We start from the raw sequence: 19,768 nt of genomic DNA, 5'->3' as shown, positions 1-19,768 counted from the left end.
ATCAAGGCGGCGTATCGCATTGCGCAACATGATGGTCACAAGGGGCCAAACCGGCCCGGCAGCAGGAAGGAATTGCAGATGACCGACATGTCCAAGGCCAGCGCTTCGTTTCAGCGCTTCATGACTGATGCTCCCGCCCACAGTGCGGCATGGCTTCAGGCCGTGCAGAAACTTGGTGTGGCATCCACGCTTGATGTGAAGACCCAGAGCCTGATCTATATCGGCATTCTGGCCGCCCTGCGCCTTGAAAGCGGCATCGCCTTTCATGTCATGGAAGCGAAGGCGCGTGGCGCAAGCCGTGAGGATATCATCAGCGCGGTGCTAGCTGGTCTGCCTGCTGCCGGAAACGGCGTCGTCAACGCGCTCCACCCTGCTCTCGACGCCTTCGACGGCGTCTGAAACACGCTTCCACCCGCGCTCACCGACAACCGGCATTACACTGCCGGCTCACTGATTTCGCTCATTATTCCCGGGTTTGGCAGAGCGGAAACAAACCGTCCCGAAAAAATACGGAGTCGGTTCAAGGGGTTAAAATTCTTTTAACTTTTGCCTCTGGACAGGGCGAATCGCATTTGATTCACTAGCCATATTCGAGCGGCGGCGCTTCGAATCATGGGGACATCACAAAGGCGGGACAATGACGAACGTGCGGCGGGCGACTGCGGGCGATGAGCGGCCGTATGCCAAATTTTCTGATCTTGCGGCCTGGGGCGAGAAGCTCTCCAGCGACCTGATGGGTTTGATGAATGGCTCCGACCGCCCGGCGCCGCAGGTCGAAACCCTGCTGAAGCGGCTCATCCCCATTCTCATCCTCGCCTTTCTGGTCGTCGTTGCGGCCTCGCGCATGCTCGGCATCGTCGCGGAATATAGCCGCATGGAAGAGGCCGCCCGCCATTCCACGGCGCTTACGGCGCTGACCGCCAAGGCAGCACTTATCAACAACGGCACCGTCTTTCCCGCGCAGGACCGTGCCCGCGCGGAAGCAAGCCTCGTTTCGGCACTGCCATCGGGCAGCCTTGCCGATGGCACCATCGTGCTGCTCTCTGGCAGCAATGGCCGGATTTTTGCAGGCGCCGGCAAGGAGGCGATGCTCTATATCGGTACGTCGCTTCCCGCTTTGCTTCCCGAAATCGCCATCGTGCAGCGTTTTCCCGGCGCACCCGGCACTATCGAGACCAATATAGACGGCCAGCAGCATTATGCGACGATGATCCCCTTCGGCGACGACGGCGCGATGGTCATCGCGGCGCGTTCGCTGCAACCGATACGCTCCTTCTGGCGCAGCGAAATCGCCATGAACGTCACGCTGTTTGCCGGCATTTCCTCGATCCTGCTTGTCGTGCTCTACGCCTATTACATGCAGGTGAAGCGCGCCCGCGATGCCGACGACATCTTCGCTGAATCCAATCTGCGGGTGGAAACGGCGCTGTCGCGCGGCCGCTGCGGATTGTGGGATTTCGATCTTTCCTCGCGCCGCATGTTCTGGTCCGGTTCGCTTTATGAAATTCTTGGGCTTCCGCCAAAGGCCGCACCGCTTTCCTTCTCCGACGCGGCCCGGATGATGCATTCCGAAGACGGCAACCTCTATGAATTGGCCCGCGCCGTCGGTTGCGGCAATCTGCGCCAGATCGACCAGATTTTCCGCATGCGCCACGCCAAGGGCCATTATGTCTGGCTGCGCGCCCGCGCCCAGGTCATTCGCACCAATAACGGCCCGCGCGTCATCGGCATCGCCATGGACGTCACCGAACAGCACCGTCTCGCCCAGCGTTACGCCGAGGCCGACCAGCGCCTTGCCGACGCCATCGAATCGACCTCCGAGGCCTTCGTCCTGTGGGACAAGAATGACCGTCTGGTGATGTGCAACACCCACTACCAGAAAGCCTATGGCCTGCCTGACAGCGTGCTGGTGGCCGGCACCGAAAAAAGCACCGTGCATGCGGCCGCAGCCCGCCCCGTGGTGGAGCGTCGTGTTGCCGATGCCGACCAGTCCGGTCTGTCGCGCACCACGGAAGTGCAGCTGGCCGACGAGCGCTGGCTGCAGATCAACGAGCGCCGCACCCATGATGGCGGCCTCGTCTCCGTCGGCACCGATATCACGCTGCTCAAGCGCCATCAGGAACGGCTGCGCGATTCCGAGCGCCGGCTGATGGCGACCATCGGCGATCTCTCCGCCTCACAGCACAAGCTGGAGCGGCAGAAGACGGAACTTTCCGACGCCAATGCCAATTACCTCGCCGAAAAAGAGCGTGCCCAGGCTGCCAACCGGGCGAAATCCGAATTCCTCGCCAATATGAGCCATGAGCTGCGCACGCCGCTCAACGCCATTCTGGGCTTTTCCGAAATCCTGCAAAACGAGATGTTCGGGCCGGTCGGTTCGCCGAAATATTCCGAATATGCCCGCGACATCCATGATAGCGGCAAGCACCTGCTCAACGTCATCAACGATATTCTCGACATGTCGAAGATCGAGGCAGGCCATATGCGCATCAACCGCGAGACCATCGATCTCGCACCGCTGATCGAGGAAACGCTGCGTCTGACCGCCATTCAGGCCGAACAGAAGAACATCACCGTGCAACAGAAGGTCTGCGCCGGGCTGACGATGCAGGGCGACCGCCGCGCCATGAAGCAGATCATGCTCAACCTGCTGTCAAACGCCGTAAAATTCACCGGCGATGGCGGCCGCATCGCGCTGCGCACCCATGTGCATGAGGCCGCCATGATCCTCACCATCGCCGATACCGGCATTGGCATTCCCACCCAGGCCTTGGAAAAGATCGGTCAGCCCTTTGAACAGGTGCAGAGCCAATATGCCAAGAGCCAGGGCGGCTCAGGCCTCGGGCTCGCCATCTCCCGCTCGCTCGTGAAGCTGCATGGGGGGACGATGAAGATACGGTCCTGTGAGGGCCGCGGCACGGTGGTGACGATCATTATTCCGCATACGGCGGGGCATTGCGGGACGGTGCATTGAGTATTGGCAGTCCGGGCTTACCCCCTCTGCCCTGCCGGGCGTCTCCCCCTCAAGGGGGGAGATCGATATGCGGCACTCTTCAACCCATCTCTGACGTTGCGAATGAGCGAGCGCTGTCTCCCAGCCGATCTCCCTCCTTGAGGGGGAGACGCCCGGCAGGGCAGAGGGGGGTAAAGCCACACCCGCCAACCCTAACCCCCATTCTTCACCGTCCCCACAAAAACCTTCCGCACCGCTTTCGCCAGCCGCTTCACCTCGCCCTCAAGCGTTGCAATATCCGGGCAATCCCCCGCCCGGCACACAAGATCGATCAAACCGGCCGGCGCTTCCTTCGGATTGAAGGCGCCGTCGATGCATAACCGCACGATCTGCGAGATTTCGGTATAAAGCCCGATTGCCGCCATGCAGTCATCGAATGCCTGCGGCTCCATGACGGGCGCGGCCAGCACCTGCAGCGCCTCGGCCGTGTTGCGGCCCGGTTCATGCGGGGCAAGGCCCTTTACGGGGCCGACCAGCGCCAGATATTGGGTGATGAATTCCAGATCAACCAGCCCGCCATTGATAAGCTTGAAGTCCCAGATGTTCTCCGGTGGCTTCTCCTGCTCGATGAGGTTTCGCATCTCCAGCACATCGGCGGAAACCTTGGCCACGTCGCGCTTCTGCGAAAGGATGGAGGCGATGATACGGCGCGCATCTTCCATCAGCGAGGCTTCGCCGCAGATCAGCCGGGCGCGGGAAAGCGCCATATGCTCCCAGGTCCAGGCTTCCTCGCGCTGATATTTCTCGAAAGCGGAAATGCGCGTCGCCACCGGCCCCTTGTTGCCGGAGGGACGCAGCCGCATATCCACCTCGTAAAGCACGCCTTCCGCCGTTGGCGCGGAAAGCGCCGCGATCAGCCTCTGGGTGACGCGGGTGAAATACCGCACCACATCGAGCGGTTTTGCGCCGGTGGATTCATGAGCGGTGTCGTCATAATCATAAAGCAGGATGAGATCGACATCCGAACCGGCGGTGAGTTCGAAGGAGCCGAGTTTGCCCATGCCCATGACGGCGACACGCCCGCCGGGATAAGGCCCATGCGCCGCTTCCATTTCCGCCAGAACGGCATTCAGCGCTGCCTCTATCACCAGATCGGCGAGATGGGTGAAAGCGCGGGCGGCGACCTCACCACGGATCGCGCCGGTCAAAAGCCGAACGCCGATCAGGAACCGCTGTTCGGCGGCGAAGATGCGCAGCCGGTCGAGAATATCCTCGTAATGGCGGGCGTTGGAGAGGAAATTGCCCATGCGGTGGGCGAGATATTCGCGCGTCGGCACGTCGCTCATCAGCGCCGGATCCAGCATACCGTCAAAAACATGCGGGCGGGCGGCGATGATTTCAGCCAGACGCGGGGCCGAAGACATGATCGTTACCAGGAGCGACAGAAGCGCCGGGTTGTTGCCGAGCAGTGAAAACAGCTGGATGCCGGCCGGCAGGCCGGAGAGGAAATTGTCGAAGCGCAGCAGCGCCTCGTCCGCCCGCTTGCTTTCACCGAAGGCGCGCAGCAAATCCGGCGTCAGCTCCGTCAGCCGTTCGCGCGCCTCCACCGATTGCGTCGCCCGGTAGCGGCCATTGTGCCAGGTGCGGATGACGCGGGAAATATCCTCCGGCCGCATGAAGCCCAGCGTAGAGAGCGTCTTTAATGTATCAGGATCGTCCTTCTGGCCGGTGAAGACCAGATTGCCGGCCTCGCCCGACAGTTTCACCTCCTGCTCGAACAGCGCCGAATAACGCCGCTCCACCAGTCGCAGCACCTCTTCCAGCTTTTCCGAAAAAGCCTTGGTATCGGCAAAACCCAGCATGAAGGCGATACGCTTCAATTCCGTTTCAGTGTCCGGCAGCACATGGGTCTGCTCGTCGCGCACCATCTGGATGCGATGCTCGACCTCACGCAGGAACCAGTAGGCCTCCGTCAGGCTGTCACGCGTTTCGGCATCGATCCATTTCGCCTCCGTCAGCGCTGCAAGCGCCTCCTCCGTCGCCCGCACCCGCAGCGGTGGCATACGGCCGCCGGCGATGAGCTGCTGCGTCTGCGCGAAAAATTCGATCTCGCGGATACCGCCGCGCCCGAGCTTGACGTTATGGCCCTTCACCGCAATGGCGCCATGGCCCTTATGCGCGTGGATCTGCCGCTTGATGGAATGGATATCGGCAATCGCCGCATAATCGAGGTACTTGCGGAAGATGAAAGGGGTCAGTTCACGCAGGAAGTTCTCACCCGCCTTGATGTCTCCGGCCACCGGTCGCGCCTTGATATAGGCGGCGCGCTCCCAGTTCTGGCCCCTGCCCTCGTAATAAAGCAGCGCGGCTTCCACCGGGATGGCGAGCGGCGTCGAGCCAGGGTCGGGACGCAGCCTGAGATCGGTGCGGAAAACATATCCGTCAGCCGTGCGCTCCTGCATGATGCGCACGAGACGGCGCATCATGCGGCCGAAATTCTCCGTTGCATCATAAGGGTCGTCCATGATGCCCGCCGAGGGTTCGAAGAACACCACGGCATCAATATCGGAGGAATAGTTGAGTTCGCGCGCGCCGAGCTTGCCCATGCCGAGCACGATGAGGCCGGAACCTTCGCTCGGTGCGGCAATGGTCTTCAGCTTCAGCTTGCCGCTCTCATGGGCGGAAAGCAGCAGGTGATCGATGGCGGCGGAAAGCGATGCATCCGCCATCTCGCTCAGCCAGCGCGTCGTATCGCGGGCGGTGAAGATGCGCGCCAGATCGGCAAGCGCCGCAACGAAGGAAAGCCGCCGCTTGGCAACCCTCAGCCGCGACATCACCTCATTTTCGACGGGTACGCCGCCCTCTTGCCCGGGCTTCCAGCAATCGCGCGCGTCACGGACGAGATCGGTGAGCAACGGCGTCAGCGGCTTCGAAATCGCCAGTGTCAGCAGTCCCTCATCCGCCGCCGCCATGTCGCGCAAATAAGGCGACAGGGTGAAAGCCGCGGCGATAAAATCCTTCAACGGGCTTTCGTCCGCCAGCAGCGCGGCCACCGCCGGTTCAACCTTGCCGATGTCCTTCAGCGTCGAAAGAACGGATTTCAGCTCCGTCTGCGTATAGGGGCGGATCACGCCCGGCAGAACCTCGCTCAGCCGCCTTTCGGCGTTTTGGGGTTTCGTCACTGTCTCTCTCCCTCTTGCCGCTTTCGCATCCGCACTCTTCTGCCTGCAGCATTTTCAGGGACGGGCCGCTCCCCGCAAACCGTCCTGCCGCCGTCCTCTGCCGAAGCGTTCGGACGCATAGACTTGGCGTTGTAACAAATGCGCGGCGCTTTGCGATGAGGAAAACCGTTTTTGGCGATGTTTTACGCGGCCGCGTCGCGGTTTTTCACTCCGAAGCGCAAGTACCCACAACACGTAATGTCTCCGCAATTGTGCCCACGTAGCGTCATCCTCAACGAAACCCGACTCCCCGGTTTTCTAACGCTAGATGCTGCAACGGATATGATGATGAGACAGATTTTTACGGTGAAATGGCAAAAGAACCTGCGTGCGATGGCGTTATGCCTGGCAACGCTGCCCTTGGCGCAGGCCGTCTGCACACCGGTTCTTGCCGCCGATATCGGCAAATCGGACAGGCTGGGCGATCCGCAAGGCAATTTCGACAATGCCCGCTACAGCAATTCCAGCGACTGGAAGATCACGCTCGGCGTCGGTGCGGCTTACGCCCCCAAATATGAGGGCTCCGACAAGTTGGAAGCAGGAGCCGTTCCGCTGGTTTCCGTGCAATATGGCGATACGCTGAGCATCGATTTCAGCGGCGCCACCGTCAATCTCCTGAACCAGAACGGTTTCAGACTGGGTATCAAGGGCGGCTGGGAAGCCGGGCGCAAGGAGAAGGACGACAAGAAGAACCTGCGTGGGCTGGGTGACATCAAGGCCGGCGGTGTGGTCGGCGGCGTCATCGCCTACGGCATGGACCCCTTCGAAATCTACGCCAAGGTGGACAAGACCATCGGCGGCAGCGAAGGCCTGACCGCCACCATCGGCGCCAGCGTCTCACACAAGGTCGACCAGTTCATTCTTGGCGCAGACCTCTCCGCCACCTGGGCGGACGACAACCACATGAAATCCTATTTCGGCGTCACCTCGGCCCAGTCCGCCCGCTCCGGTTTGCGTCGCTATGACGCCAAAGCCGGCTTCAAGCGCATCGACGCCAGCGCCTCGGTCTCCTACATGATGACGGAGAACTGGACGATCACCGGAACCGGCGGCGTCGGCTTCCTCTTGGGCGACGCAAAAGACAGCCCGGTGGTGAAAAAGGACATACAGCCGTTTGCGATGGTGGGCGTGGCTTATACGTTCTAAGTTGGGGCGACCCATCTAAGAGGGTGCGCGACCATATCCGCAACATGGTCGCGCATCGGTCCCTACGTCGAGCGCCCACCTGCCCTCAACGCGGTCAAAGGATCCTGTCCCTGTATTCCGGCGGCGCTACCCAGCATTGCTCACGTTTTCCAAACCAACGATAGCGATTACGTGCGACGAAGCGATAAACGGGATCGCGTAAGAATGCGGGGATGACGCGAACTATCGCAACAAGCCGCCACGGCATGCCAAGCGCCTCATAGATGCTCAGCACCGCGTCGCTGTCCTGCCGCACCCTGTCGCCTTCGACGACCAGCATGCTTGCCGGATTGGTGGGGTCCATGCCGTGACGCCGATAGATTTCCGCACCGACATATCCCTGCATCGACGCCAGCCGGAAGTACCCTGCCTTATCATGCCGCAGCACAAATTGCGCATTCACGGAACACAGCACACATTCAGCATCGAACAGAATGATCGGGCCATGCCGGTCGCCGGCTGCGGGAGTGGTGTCTGCCATCTGTGGCCAAGTCCTTTTGTCGATCGCCATCAGACCGACGAATAAAGTGCAGCAATCATCCCTATCAATATTCTTCCGATCATCTTTCAATTCAATCTCGGGCGACAGCTATTTTTCGACCGGGAAAGAATATCTGCGCAAATTTCGGTGACCCGCCGAACCGTTATCCGCGCTGACACAAGGCAACGTCATCGCTTGCAATGACGAGATCGTCCGACGGCTCAGCCTATGGCTTTGAAACGGGAAACACCATCGAAACGGTCAGTCCCGGACAGGCGGCATTCGACGCATCGGTGTCCGATAGCAGCAGCGAACCGCCATGCAGTTCCATCACGGCCTCCACCAGTGAGAGGCCGAGGCCAGTGCCCGGCTTGGAACGGCTTTCATCCAGCCGTACGAAACGTTTCAGCACCTCGCCGCGCTTGTCGGCGGGAATGCCGGGGCCACTATCGGCGACGGAAAGCACGATTGCTTCTTCCTCTCTCGCCAGACGAACGACAAGCTTTTTGTCGCCTTCGCTTTCGCAGGCATATTTCATGGCGTTGTCGATGAGGTTCGACAGCGCCTGGCCGATCAGTTCGCGGTTGCCCTGCACGGTAAGTCCGGGCTCTATCTGGGTTTCCAGCACAAGGCCGGCATCCTCGGCCACCGGCTCGTAAAGCTCGGCGCTGTCTGCGGCGATTGCCGAGACGTCCACATCGGTCATTTCGGCGGCGATCGAACCGGCCTCGACTCGGGAGATCATCAACAGCGCATTGAAGGTGCGGATGAGCTGATCGGACTCAGCGATGATACCCTCAAGTGCTGAACGCCTTTTGGTCTCGTCATCGTCGTCAAGTGCTGCGGCGGCCTTGTTGCGGAGCCGGGTCAGCGGTGTCTTCAGGTCGTGGGCGATATTGTCGGAGACCTGCCGCAAACCCTCGTTCAGCTTTTCGATGCGCCCGAGCATGGCGTTGAGCGAGCCGGACAGCCGGTCGAACTCATCTCCCGAGCGGCCTTGCGGCAGGCGCTGGGAAAGATCGCCGGCCATGATCTTCTTGGTGGCCGCCGACATGCGATCGATGCGTTTCAACGCATTGCGGCCGATGCCAAACCAGATGAGCAGCGCGCCGCCGCTCATGATCGCCAGCGCCACCATCAGCGCATTGCGCACCAGCGCCCGGAACTTGGTCGGCTCGCCAAGGTCGCGGCCGATCAGGATGCGCAGGCCATTGTCCAGCAGGAATATATTGGCGGTGGCGAGATGCTGCACGCTGTCGCCGCTTTCGGAATAACGCTCATAACGGAAGGGGAAACCTGTCCAGCCTTCCTTGTCGAAGACACCGGGCTGCACGGAGGCAACGTTACCGGCAAGGATTTCACCATTCGGACCGGCAATGACATAAAGGCTCGCGCCCGGCTGACGCGCGCGCCGCTCCATCATCCTGAGCAGCGGGTTGATGCCGCCGCGATTATAGATGCGCTGCACATCCGAGACTTCCTGCAACACCGCATCACGCGTCTGCTGGTTCAGCAGTTTTTCGGAAAGTGCTGTGACATAAAAGACCAGAAAGGCGGCGCAGAGCGCGAATAAAAGGATATAAAGCGCCGAGAGGCGCACCGCGGTCGACCGGAACAATATTCTGAGGCGGGCCATTTTCGCCAATCAGCCCTCGTCCTTCATCATGTAACCGGCACCGCGAATGGTCTTCAGCAGCGGCTTCTCGAAGTCCTTCTCAATCTTCGAGCGCAGGCGGGAGACATGCACGTCGATGACATTGGTCTGCGGATCGAAGTGATAATCCCAGACGTTTTCGAGAAGCATGGTGCGGGTGACGACCTGACCGGCATTCTTCATCAGATATTCCAGCAGGCGGAATTCGCGCGGCTGCAGCAGGATTTCCTTGCCGCCGCGACGGACATCATGCGAAAGGCGGTCGAGTTCTAGATCACCGACCCGGTAGACCATGTCCTGCTCGGGCTTGCCCTTGCGGCGGCCCAGCACCTCGATACGGGCGAGCAATTCGGAAAAGGCGTAGGGTTTCGGCAGATAATCGTCACCGCCGGCGCGCAGGCCGGTGACGCGGTCATCCACCTGCCCCAGCGCGGAGAGGATGAGAACCGGCGTCTCGATGCCGCGGCGGCGCAGCTCGCTGATGACGGAAAGCCCGTCACGGCGCGGCAACATGCGGTCGATCACCATGACGTCGTAGGCGTTCTCGCAACCCATGAACAGGCCGCTCTCGCCGTCGCTGGCGTGATCGGCGACGATCCCGGCTTCGCGGAACGCCTTGGTCATATAGGCCGCAGCCTCTAGGTCGTCTTCAATGACAAGAATCTTCATGTGCGGGACAATAGCGCCCTCGCCCTTTTCCGCACAACCGGAAAGAGATGCGACAGACATTTCCTGAACCTTGTTTTCCATGAGATTTCCTCCGCGATACTGCCTGGACCGGCGTTGCGGGTCCTTTCTTCTCCCCGCCGGGGAGAAGGTGGCCCGAAGGGTCGGATGAGGGGGCAACCTCGCGATCTATCGCTGACGTCGCCCCCTCATCCCGCTGCCGCGACCTTCTCCCCCTCGGGGAGAAGAAACAAGCGGCACGCGCTCGCTCCATATTCTTTGTCCCGCCTTGAGGCGAGACACATTCCCTGGCGATGCCGGGTCCCAAAAGAACCGGCATCGTCATTCAAATCATCAGCCCTGGTCGATATCCAGAGCGATGAAGCGGCTGCCGTCGTCCGTCTGGATCTGGAACAGCGCCTTGGAGCGTCCGTCCTTCTTGGCCTGTTCGAGGATCTTCTCGATATCGGCGGCGGAAGCGACCTGCTGGTTGTTGACGGAGGTGATCTTCTCACCCGTCTTCAGGCCACGGGCGGCGGCGTCGCTGTCCGGATCGACATCGGTGATGGCAAGGCCGTTGCCGTCATCGGCGGGCGAAACCGTCAGGCCGAGGCTGGACAGCACCTTCTCGCTGGAAGACTGGCTGCCCTTGTCGTCGTTCTGGGCAGGCGTTGCCTTGGAGGCATCGTCGCTTGCCAGATCGCCAAGCGTCACGGTTACCGACTGCGATTTACCACCGCGCCAGAGCGAGATTTCAACCTTGGCATTGGGGGCCATGCCACCGATGCGGCGCGACAGGTCGCGGGCATCCTTGACCGGCTCACCATTGACGGCGGTGATGATATCACCCTGCTTGATGCCGGCCTTATCGCCCGGCGAACCGGACTGCGGCGAGACAACGAGCGCACCGCTTGCTTCGGAAAGACCGAGAGATTCGGCGATATCCTTGCTGACGGGCTGGATCTGCACGCCGAGCCAGCCGCGTTCGACCTTGCCGTCCTTCTGCAGGTCGGCAATCACGTCCTTGGCGACCGATGCGGGGATGGCGAAGGCGATGCCGACATTGCCGCCGGAGGGCGAGAAGATCGCGGTATTGATGCCGACGACTTCACCGTTGAGGTTGAAGGCGGGGCCACCCGAGTTACCACGGTTCACGGCAGCGTCGATCTGCAGGTAGTCGTCATAGGGGCCGGAGCCGATATCGCGGCCGCGGGCGGAGATGATGCCCGATGTCACCGTGCCGCCGAGACCGAAGGGGTTGCCGACGGCGACGACCCAGTCACCGACGCGGATCTTGCTGTCATCGGCGAACTTCACATAGGTGAACTTGCGGTTCACATCGACCTTCAGCAGCGCCAGATCGGTGCGCGGATCACGGCCGACGAGCTTGGCATCGAGTTCGGTGCCGTCATTCATCACGACCGTATATGCGGAACCGTCATCGACAACGTGATTGTTGGTGACGACGTAACCGTCTTCGGAGATGAAGAAGCCCGACCCCTGAGCGACCGGGCGCAGCGGGCCTTTGCCGTCACGGTGGCGGTTCGGGCCACGCTCTGAACGGTCCTGATTGGGGCCGCCAAATTCCTTGAAGAAGCGCTTCAGCGGATGATCGTCCGGCAGCTGGTCGAGACCACGGCCGCCGAAATTGAAGGAGAAGTTGCTGGAATCATCGGAAGCGGGCTGCACATTCGACTGGACGCGAACGGAGACGACTGCGGGCGAAACCGCATCAACCACATTGGCAAAGCTCGGAACCTGCGGCGCAGTCACTTCGACGGGTGCTGCAAGCGAATGAGCGATCGGTGCGGCGATGCCGGTCGAAAGCATCAGCGCGGCAAGGCCGCCGACGGTCGTGGCCTTCAGAGCCGTTTTCAGCGAGGAGCGTCCGTTTTGAGAGTGAGACATTGGTACCTTCTTTCTTCATTCAGACTGGAGCCCGTTTGACCGGGGGAGAAGCGGTGGATGATGAAGATATAGGAGGCAACACCTTACGGCGAAGTGTCTGACGAATGAAAAATCCGTAATGTTGAAAAAGAACCGGGGGCCGACATGGAAACCGGTTATTTTTCAATGAGATTACGGATTCTCTCTTCTTCGTCCGCGCTCAGTTTTTGCGGCCTCTCCTGCGTTGCCCGGCGGCGCGAAAAGACGAAAACAGCGAAAATGCCCACAAGTGTAAGACCGACGGGCGCGCCCCACAAAAGCACGGTGCGAAGGCTGAGGCGCGGTTTCAAGAGCACGAACTCGCCATAACGCGACACGACATAATCGATGACGGCCTTGTCGCTATCGCCCTGAACCAGCCTCTCACGCACCAGGACGCGCAGGTCACGCGCAAGCTCGGCGTTGCTGTCATCGATAGACTGGTTCTGGCAGACCATGCAGCGCAGCTGAGACGTCAGGTTGCGGGCGCGCTGTTCCAGCACGGGGTCTTTCAGTACCTCGTCGGGGTTGAAGGCGAAGGCCGGCGAGGCTGCAGCGAAGATGAGGGTGAAAAGAAGCCCGAGCGCCACCACACACTCCCTCATTCCTGTGCCCGTCACAGGAATCCAGCGAGCCCAAGTCCTTGGGCTGGAAGGTCTCTCTCGCCGCGCAGACGTGCGTCGGCTGGATTCCTGTGACAAGCACAGGAATGAGGGTAGCAAGGCCACACTCATTCCGCCGCCTCCGGCATCGCAGCCCGTACAGGCTTCGCCTTGCGATTGGGTGCCCCCACCCTCAAACGCCGGTCGGAGAGCGAGATGAAGCCGCCCACCATCATGAACAGCGTGCCGCCCCAGATGCACAGGATGAAGGGTTTCCACCAGATGCGCACCACCATGCCGCCATCGGCCATGGGGTCGCCCAGCGAGACATAAAGCTGGCTGAGGCCGAAGGTCAGGATGCCGGCTTCCGTCGTCGGCATGCGCCGCGCGGTATAGAGCCGCTTGGACGACCAGACGTCACCCACCTCGACCCCCGCCTTGCGCACGGTGAAATGGCCGCGATCCTCGGTGAAGTTGGGGCCGACGGCGTGGCGGATACCATCAAAGGTGAGGCTGTAACCGCCCGCTTCCGCCACCATGCCCTGTTTCATTTCCAGGACGGTTTCGGTCTCGTAGGTGGTGACGATGACGATGCCAAGCACGGTAATGCCGACGCCCATATGCGCAAGCGCGGTACCGAAGGCAGAGCGCGGCAGGCCCTTTAAACGGCGGAATGCAATGCCGAAGGCCAGTTTGCCGAAATTGGCGCGATACCAGAGATCGGCAAACGCACCGAAAATCAGCCAGAAACCGGCGGCGATGCCGAGTGCCGCCAGCACCGGGCCGCCATTTTCCACGTACCAGAGCGCCAGCCCGGCAAAGGCTGCAATGGCGGCGGCCACATAAAGCCGCTGGAATGCACCGAGAAGATCGCCGCGCTTCCACGCCAGCATCGGCCCGAACGGCGTGACGATCAGGATCGGGATCATCAGCAGGCCGAAGGTGAGGTTGAAGAACGGCGCGCCGACCGAGATTTTTTCACCCGTCAGGGTTTCCAGAATGAGCGGATAGAGCGTGCCGATCAGCACCGTGGCGGTCGAGACCGTGAGAATGAGATTGTTGAGGACGAGTGCCCCTTCGCGCGAGATCGGCGCAAACAGGCCGCCGACCTTCAGCGACGGCGCGCGCCATGCAAAGAGCGCGAAAGCCCCACCGATGAAGATCGTCAAAATACCGAGGATGAAGATGCCGCGACTCGGATCGGTGGCGAAGGCATGCACCGAGGTCAAGACGCCGGAGCGGACGAGGAAGGTGCCCAGCAGCGACAGCGAAAAGGTCATGATCGCCAGAAGCACGGTCCAGATTTTCAGCGCCTCGCGCTTTTCCATGACGAGCGCCGAATGCAAAAGCGCCGTTCCGGCAAGCCAGGGCATGAAGGAAGCGTTTTCCACCGGATCCCAGAACCACCAGCCGCCCCAGCCGAGTTCATAATAGGCCCAGTAGGAACCCATGGAGATGCCGGCGGTCAGGAAGGTCCAGGCGGCAAGCGTCCAAGGCCTTACCCAGCGCGCCCAGGCGGCATCGATGCGGCCTTCCAAAAGCGCCGCAACGGCGAAGGAAAAACAGACGGAAAAGCCGACATAACCGAGGTAAAGCAGCGGCGGATGGATGGCGAGACCGAAATCCTGAAGGATGGGGTTCAGGTCCTGCCCCTCGGCCGGCACCGGCGACAGCCTCAGAAACGGATTGGAGGTGAGCAGGATGAACAGCAGGAAGGCGACGGAAATCCAGGCCTGTACGGCCAGAACATTGGCTTTGAGCGTTTCCGGCAGGTTGCGGCCGAAGGCGGCGACGAGCGCGCTGAAAAACACCAGAATGAGCAGCCAGAGAAGCATGGAGCCTTCATGGTTGCCCCACACGCCGGTCAGCTTGTAAAGCATCGGCATCAGCGAATGGGAGTTTTCCCAGACGTTGCGCACGGAAAAATCCGAGACCGCGTAGGCCCGCGTCAGCGCCGCGAAGGAAAAGCCCACCAGCAGGAACATCATGACGGAGCCAAGCGAGGCGACATCCATCAGCGCCCGGTCGTTGCGGCGCGCACCGATAACCGGCAGCGTCGAGACAATCAGCCCCACACCGAGCGCCAGAACCAGAACATAGTGGCCGATCTCGTTGATCATTTTGTCGCTCCGGTCTTCTCAGCAGAGGCGGCGCCGGCTGATGGCGTTGCGGCGGCGGGGTTCTCGCCATCGCCGCCATGCTGCCACAGGCCCTTGTCCTTCAGACGGTCGGCCACTTCCTTCGGCATGTAGTTCTCGTCGTGCTTGGCCAGCACGCTGTCGGCCACGAAGCCACGCGTCGCGACATCGAACACGCCCTCGGTCACAACGCCCTGCCCTTCGCGGAAAAGATCGGGAAGGATGCCGGTGTAGCTGACGGGCACATTGGCCTCGCCATCCGTCACGGTGAAGCTCACCGTGCGGCCCTCGCCGCGCTTGATCGAACCTTCCGCCACCAGACCACCGAGACGGATGCGGGTGCCGGGATTAACGGGTGTCTTTTCCAGATCGGCAGGCATGTAGAAATAGGCGATGGACTGGCCGAAGGCGAACATGACGAGCAACACGGCTGCAACGATGAAGCTCATGCCGCCGCCGATGATTGCCAGACGTTTCTGTTTGCGGGTCATTGCGTCACTCCCTGCGGCGCGGCATCCTGTTGCCCGGTGGTGCGGATCGGTCCGGCGGAAACGCCCAGTTCCTTCGCCAGCGCCAGAAGCTGCCTGCCCTGCTCACCCTCCGGCGGGAAAGCCTTCAGTCCCGCCCGCAGAGCCTCTCCGGCCTTGGCTTCGTTCTTCAGCACCGAATAGGCGCGCACAAGCCGCACCCATCCTTCAAAATCGGCCGGGTTTTCCTTCAGCTTGGCGTCGAGGCTTGCCACCATGCCCTCGATCATCGCCTGCCTGTCGGTGGCCGTCATGTCATTCGCAGCCGCCATATCCTGCGCGGTCGGACCGGGCGTGGCTGGGGCCGTCTCGCCGCCGGTGCGGGCGATATGTTCGCGAACCAGCGGCAGCCAGGGTGCGCCAGCCGGCGCATCGGCCTCCAGCGCCGCAAAGGCCGCACGTGCCTCGTCCGCCTTGCCCGCCTGTTCCAGCGACAGCGCCAGATAGAAGCGGGCACGCGGATTGCCTGACGTCAGCTTCTCGGCCTCAGCAAAGGCGTCACGTGCTGCCTCGATGACGATGCCGTCATTGCCGGCCACCAGCGTTTCGCCAAGGCCCGTCAGCCGTTCGGCGCTGGGTCCCAGAATACGAAGCGCATTTCGATAGGCAAGCTCGGCATCGCCAAGCCGCAGCGTCTTGAAATAGATCGGGGCCAGAATATCCCAGCCGGCGCCGTCATCCGGGTTCTGCGCCAGATGCCTCTCGGCGCGGGCGACCAGCAGGTTCATGTCATTGCCGGGCTTTTCAAGACGTGCCTCGAGCGGCATGTCCGGCACTTCCGGACTGCCGTTCCAGACGTAAAGACAGAGCCCGAGTGCAGGCAAAAGAACGGTGATGAGGCTTGCCGCGAGATTGTGCCGGCGCGGCCGGTCCTGCTTGCCCTGCTGCTCCTCCGTCTCGGCGGCGGCAAGCAGGCGGCGACCGATTTCGGCGCGGGCATAGTCCGCCTCGGTTTCGCCGATAAGACCAGCCGCACGCTCGCGGTCCAGTTCGGCCAGCTGGTCGCGGTAAACGGCAACCTCACCGTCGCGGCGCGTCTCAGGCGCCTCGGTCTTCCGCATCAGCGGGTACATCAGGACGACGGCGACAGCCGCCGTCAATATCGCAACGACAATCCAGAACATAAGGCTCAATTACTCGAATGCGCGGCACATGGAAACATGAAGCACGGGGATGACGTGAATTTGAGACATCACGCCGCACCGCAAGCCCTGTTTCGGCTGTTCCGCCGTGCCTTTTCTTGTCATCGGCAGAGGTCGGTGACCTTGATTTACGTCAAACTCGTCAGGTCAAAGGCGACCAGCTGCCATCGGCATTGCGGCAGGCCGCGCCGCGCACCTTGGTTTCGCGTCCATCCATGGTGAGGGTGTGCGAATATTGCCGGCAGTTCTGATTGCCCACCTGATAGGGCGCATTGGCAACCACCTGGCCCTTGGCATCATCGCCGTTCCAGGCAACGGGCGTGCCGACAGGCGCCGTTTCCAGCGCCTTGTATTCCGCCTCCAGCGCCTTGGTCTGATCGCCCCTGTCGAGCTGCACGCCGCTTCGCCCGACAATGCCGCCCTCAAGATTGGCAAGGAAAGGCGTCGAAGGCTGCGCCGAGCGACCGAACAGGCCGCCGCCCGCCGGGCGGGTGCCCGTGGTGGTGCAGGCGCTCAGCATCGAAACGCACAGGATCGAGAGAAGTGCCGGGCGTGACACCAGCGAACGCATCGTCACGGAGCGACAGCCATCATACACGTCAACCAAACCCTGTCCTCTTTCCTACCGCATTGCACCTAGAGCGTTTTCGCATTTCCGGACGGAAAACCGGGATCCACTTTTCCTGGAAATGCTCTGATATGGCGCCATTGAATTTCTTGCCTTTTTTCTTGCCTCACGCAAGCTCTTTCGAAAGGCCCGGCAAAATCAGATCGGCTTTCAGCCCGCCGATGGCGCTGCGCGACAGCGAAAAGCGGCCATGGTACTCTGACACCACCTCGGAAACGATCGACAAGCCGAGCCCGGTGCCCGGACGGCTCTCATCAAGCCTGCGGCCGCGCTTCATCGCCTCGCTGATCTGTTCCGGCTCCAGCCCCGGCCCGTCATCCTCAACCGTCAGCTCCACCCATGAACGGCGGCCGATTTCGGCATCGGAGGAAGGGTGCGTGCCGGTGGCAAGCGTGACGACCACTCTGGTCTGCGCAAAACGTGCGGCATTTTCCAGAAGGTTGCCGACGACCTCTTCCAGATCCTGCTGTTCCATGCCGAGTACTGCGCCCGGTTGCTCGAAATTCAGCACGAACTGTTTTTCGGGGTTCAGGCGGCGCATCACACGCACCAGCCGTTCCAGCGCCGGCTCCGCTTCCACGCGAGCAAGGATCGAGCCGCGCTGGGCGGCGATGCGGGCGCGGGAAAGATAGGATTGCACCTGCGCCTGCATGGCGTCGGCCTGCGCGCGCACCAGATCGCCATGCTGCGGCTCCAGCGTGCGGGCCTCGTTCAGAAGAACGGCAATCGGTGTTTTCAGCGAATGCGCGAGATTGCCGACCTGCATGCGGGCACGCTCCACAAGCCGGCGGTTGCTGTCGATCAGCGCATTGACTTCATTGGCCAGCGGCTGGATTTCACGCGGGAATTCACCTTCGAGGCTCTCCGCCTCCCCGCCTCTTATCTTGCCGAGCGCGACGCGGGCCTGATCGAGCGGCCGCAGACTGTAGAGAATGGCAAGGCCGTTGACGACGAGACTGCCGACACCAAAGACGGCCAGCGCCAGATAGAGGCTGTTGGAGAAATCGCGCACATCGTCTTCCACGACATTCAGATTGCCGGAAACGCGGAAACGCGCCGCCCGCCCCTCACCGTCAAGCACCACTTCCGTTTCCGCCACGCGCACCTTGTTGCCGGCCTCGTCGGTAACCGCATAAAAGCGCTCGTATCTGTTGTCGAAGGGTGCGTCGAGAATGCTCGGCACCGGCAGCGTCGACACGCCGAGCGAAGAAGAAACCAGCGGCGCGGTCTGGAAATTGCCGAGTGGCTCGACAACCCAGTACCAGCCGGTATCGGGCTGCGAAAACCGGAGATCGCCGAGCTGCGGGCTGCCGGCCAGCGTATTCTCGTTGGAAATCGTCACGGAGTTGATGACGTTATAAAGCTGCGCCCGCAGAAGGTCGGTGAAGCTGCGCTCCACCCCCTGCCGGTAAAGCGTCGAAATCACGACGGCGATCACCACCAGCGCCAGAGCCGACCAGGCAGACGCGAGCAGCAGAACGCGGGCGGTGAGAGAATTACTTCGCATCTGCCGGCGCTTGCATCCGGTAACCGAGACCACGGATCGTCTCGATCAGATCAACCCCGAGCTTCTTGCGCAAACGTCCGACAAACACCTCGATCGTGTTGGAATCGCGGTCGAAATCCTGATCGTACATATGTTCGACCAGTTCCGTGCGCGAGACAACCTCGCCCATGTGATGCATGAGATAGGACAGCAGGCGGAACTCGTGCGAGGTGAGCTTCAGCGTTGTGCCGTTGACGGTCGCCTTGGAGGATTTGGTGTCCAGCCTGACCGGGCCGCAGACCAGTTCGGAGGAAGCGTGGCCGGCGGCGCGGCGGATGAGCGCGCGCACGCGGGCAAGCACTTCTTCCACATGGAAAGGCTTCGTGACGTAATCGTCGGCGCCGGCATCGATGCCTGCGACCTTGTCGCTCCAGCGATCGCGGGCGGTGAGGATGAGGACCGGCATGGCCTTGCCGGCCGCACGCCATTTTTCAACGACAGTGATACCATCCAGCTGCGGCAGGCCGATATCGAGGACGATGGCGTCATAGGGTTCGGTATCGCCGAGATAATGCCCTTCCTCGCCGTCAAATGCCTGATCGACAACATAACCGGCCTCTTTCAGCGCATCGGTCAGCTGACGATTGAGATTGGCATCATCCTCAACCACGAGAATACGCATTGTCCGCCCTTTCCTGTGTCCCGGCCCGCCTGCGTTCCGGTCATGCTAAGTGTCTCGGTTTGTTTTCCGATATTTCGGCGATGCGGGCAAGCTACATCGGCACGCGCATCGTTACCTTGCGCGGTCGCTCACCATTGCCCTGGACGAGAACGGTGACGACACAGGACTGACCGTCACCGGAAGGATAGACCGAAAGAAGCTGGCCACCGGTTTCGCGCACAACACGGGCGACGGCTGCGCCGCAATCGCTGGCGGCCAGAATGTAGTGGCCCTGCAGATCAGCCTCGGGCGCCGTGAAACCGGAAAGCCCGGCTGCAAGCGTCGCGATGATGAGAGGTGATGCCATTCTACAAACTTCCAAAAACCGGGTGCGTCTCGAACCTTATTGTGACCGAATATGTAGCGCAAAGCGTCTGAATGGCAAATGAATGCTACCCCCGCCGCCAGGAGCTGCGGCGGGGGCTCTGCTGCTGCGGT

Annotated in this window: 16 protein-coding genes; 3 read left to right on the top strand and 13 right to left on the bottom strand. The window is 61.4% G+C overall.

The genetic code is table 11. The annotated features are described in order from the left end of the window. The first annotated feature begins 78 nt into the window (after nt 1-78). Together CFBP6623_RS03485 and CFBP6623_RS03480 are read left to right on the top strand one after the other, a co-directional pair. Nucleotides 79-399: a carboxymuconolactone decarboxylase family protein gene (locus CFBP6623_RS03485; protein ID WP_046798684.1), complete on the top strand. Its 321-nt coding sequence runs from the start codon at nt 79-81 to the stop codon at nt 397-399. A 238-nt stretch (nt 400-637) separates the two neighbouring features. Further along, complete coding sequence (locus tag CFBP6623_RS03480) at nt 638-2,974, top strand: PAS domain-containing sensor histidine kinase (protein WP_046798683.1); 2,337 nt, start codon at nt 638-640, stop codon at nt 2,972-2,974. A gap of 191 nt (nt 2,975-3,165) precedes the next feature. Here the strand turns inward: CFBP6623_RS03480 and CFBP6623_RS03470 are convergent, their stop codons facing one another. Beyond that, the gene (locus CFBP6623_RS03470) at nt 3,166-6,135 is read right to left on the bottom strand and encodes a bifunctional [glutamine synthetase] adenylyltransferase/[glutamine synthetase]-adenylyl-L-tyrosine phosphorylase (protein ID WP_046798682.1); all 2,970 of its coding nucleotides are present in this window, start codon (nt 6,133-6,135) and stop codon (nt 3,166-3,168) included. Between the two features lie 321 nt (nt 6,136-6,456). Between CFBP6623_RS03470 and CFBP6623_RS03465 the strand changes: the two genes are divergently transcribed. Further along, the gene (locus CFBP6623_RS03465; RefSeq protein ID WP_046798681.1) at nt 6,457-7,320 is read left to right on the top strand and encodes a MipA/OmpV family protein; all 864 of its coding nucleotides are present in this window, start codon (nt 6,457-6,459) and stop codon (nt 7,318-7,320) included. Between the two features lie 94 nt (nt 7,321-7,414). Here CFBP6623_RS03465 and CFBP6623_RS03460 read toward each other — a convergent pair whose 3' ends face one another. From CFBP6623_RS03460 to CFBP6623_RS03405, 12 genes are all read right to left on the bottom strand, one after another. Continuing rightward, nucleotides 7,415-7,840 (bottom strand): thiol-disulfide oxidoreductase DCC family protein, encoded by a 426-nt coding sequence (locus tag CFBP6623_RS03460; RefSeq protein ID WP_046798951.1) that lies wholly within the window; start codon nt 7,838-7,840, stop codon nt 7,415-7,417. A gap of 226 nt (nt 7,841-8,066) precedes the next feature. Then, nucleotides 8,067-9,476 carry a sensor histidine kinase gene (locus CFBP6623_RS03455; protein ID WP_046798680.1) on the bottom strand — a complete coding sequence of 470 codons (1,410 nt, stop codon included), beginning with the start codon at nt 9,474-9,476 and terminating at the stop codon, nt 8,067-8,069. 9 nt (nt 9,477-9,485) lie between these two features. Continuing rightward, entirely contained in the window at nt 9,486-10,244 is a 759-nt protein-coding gene (locus tag CFBP6623_RS03450) for a response regulator transcription factor (protein ID WP_035218197.1), read from the bottom strand. 270 nt (nt 10,245-10,514) lie between these two features. Then, nucleotides 10,515-12,068: a Do family serine endopeptidase gene (locus CFBP6623_RS03445; protein ID WP_046798679.1), complete on the bottom strand. Its 1,554-nt coding sequence runs from the start codon at nt 12,066-12,068 to the stop codon at nt 10,515-10,517. A 155-nt stretch (nt 12,069-12,223) separates the two neighbouring features. Then, nucleotides 12,224-12,691, bottom strand: a complete 468-nt coding sequence (locus CFBP6623_RS03440; RefSeq protein ID WP_046798678.1) for a cytochrome c-type biogenesis protein — start codon at nt 12,689-12,691, stop codon at nt 12,224-12,226. A gap of 125 nt (nt 12,692-12,816) precedes the next feature. After that, nucleotides 12,817-14,808: a heme lyase CcmF/NrfE family subunit gene (locus tag CFBP6623_RS03435; protein WP_046798677.1), complete on the bottom strand. Its 1,992-nt coding sequence runs from the start codon at nt 14,806-14,808 to the stop codon at nt 12,817-12,819. Continuing rightward, entirely contained in the window at nt 14,805-15,317 is a 513-nt protein-coding gene (gene ccmE / locus CFBP6623_RS03430; RefSeq protein ID WP_046798676.1) for a cytochrome c maturation protein CcmE, read from the bottom strand. The genes CFBP6623_RS03435 and ccmE overlap by 4 nt, the downstream gene beginning before the upstream one ends. Beyond that, a complete protein-coding gene (gene ccmI / locus CFBP6623_RS03425; protein WP_046798675.1) occupies nt 15,314-16,477 on the bottom strand; it encodes a c-type cytochrome biogenesis protein CcmI in 1,164 nt (387 codons plus the stop codon). Before ccmI ends, ccmE begins: the two co-directional genes overlap by 4 nt. A 160-nt stretch (nt 16,478-16,637) precedes the next feature. Further along, a complete protein-coding gene (locus CFBP6623_RS03420) occupies nt 16,638-17,066 on the bottom strand; it encodes a membrane protein (protein WP_046798949.1) in 429 nt (142 codons plus the stop codon). A 163-nt stretch (nt 17,067-17,229) separates the two neighbouring features. Further along, nucleotides 17,230-18,630, bottom strand: a complete 1,401-nt coding sequence (locus CFBP6623_RS03415) for a sensor histidine kinase (RefSeq protein ID WP_046798674.1) — start codon at nt 18,628-18,630, stop codon at nt 17,230-17,232. Beyond that, nucleotides 18,620-19,291, bottom strand: coding sequence for a response regulator transcription factor (locus CFBP6623_RS03410; RefSeq protein ID WP_003509815.1), 672 nt, complete (start codon nt 19,289-19,291; stop codon nt 18,620-18,622). The genes CFBP6623_RS03415 and CFBP6623_RS03410 overlap by 11 nt, the downstream gene beginning before the upstream one ends. Nucleotides 19,292-19,382: 91 nt before the next feature. Then, entirely contained in the window at nt 19,383-19,637 is a 255-nt protein-coding gene (locus tag CFBP6623_RS03405; protein WP_003497070.1) for a hypothetical protein, read from the bottom strand. Nucleotides 19,638-19,768: the final 131 nt, after the last annotated feature.

Origin of the sequence: Agrobacterium tumefaciens (assembly GCF_005221385.1) — a bacterium.
GTDB classification, from domain to species: Bacteria; Pseudomonadota; Alphaproteobacteria; order Rhizobiales; family Rhizobiaceae; genus Agrobacterium; species Agrobacterium tomkonis.
The sequence above is the reverse complement of the archived record's forward strand: the minus strand, read 5'-3'. Positions and strand labels throughout refer to the sequence as shown.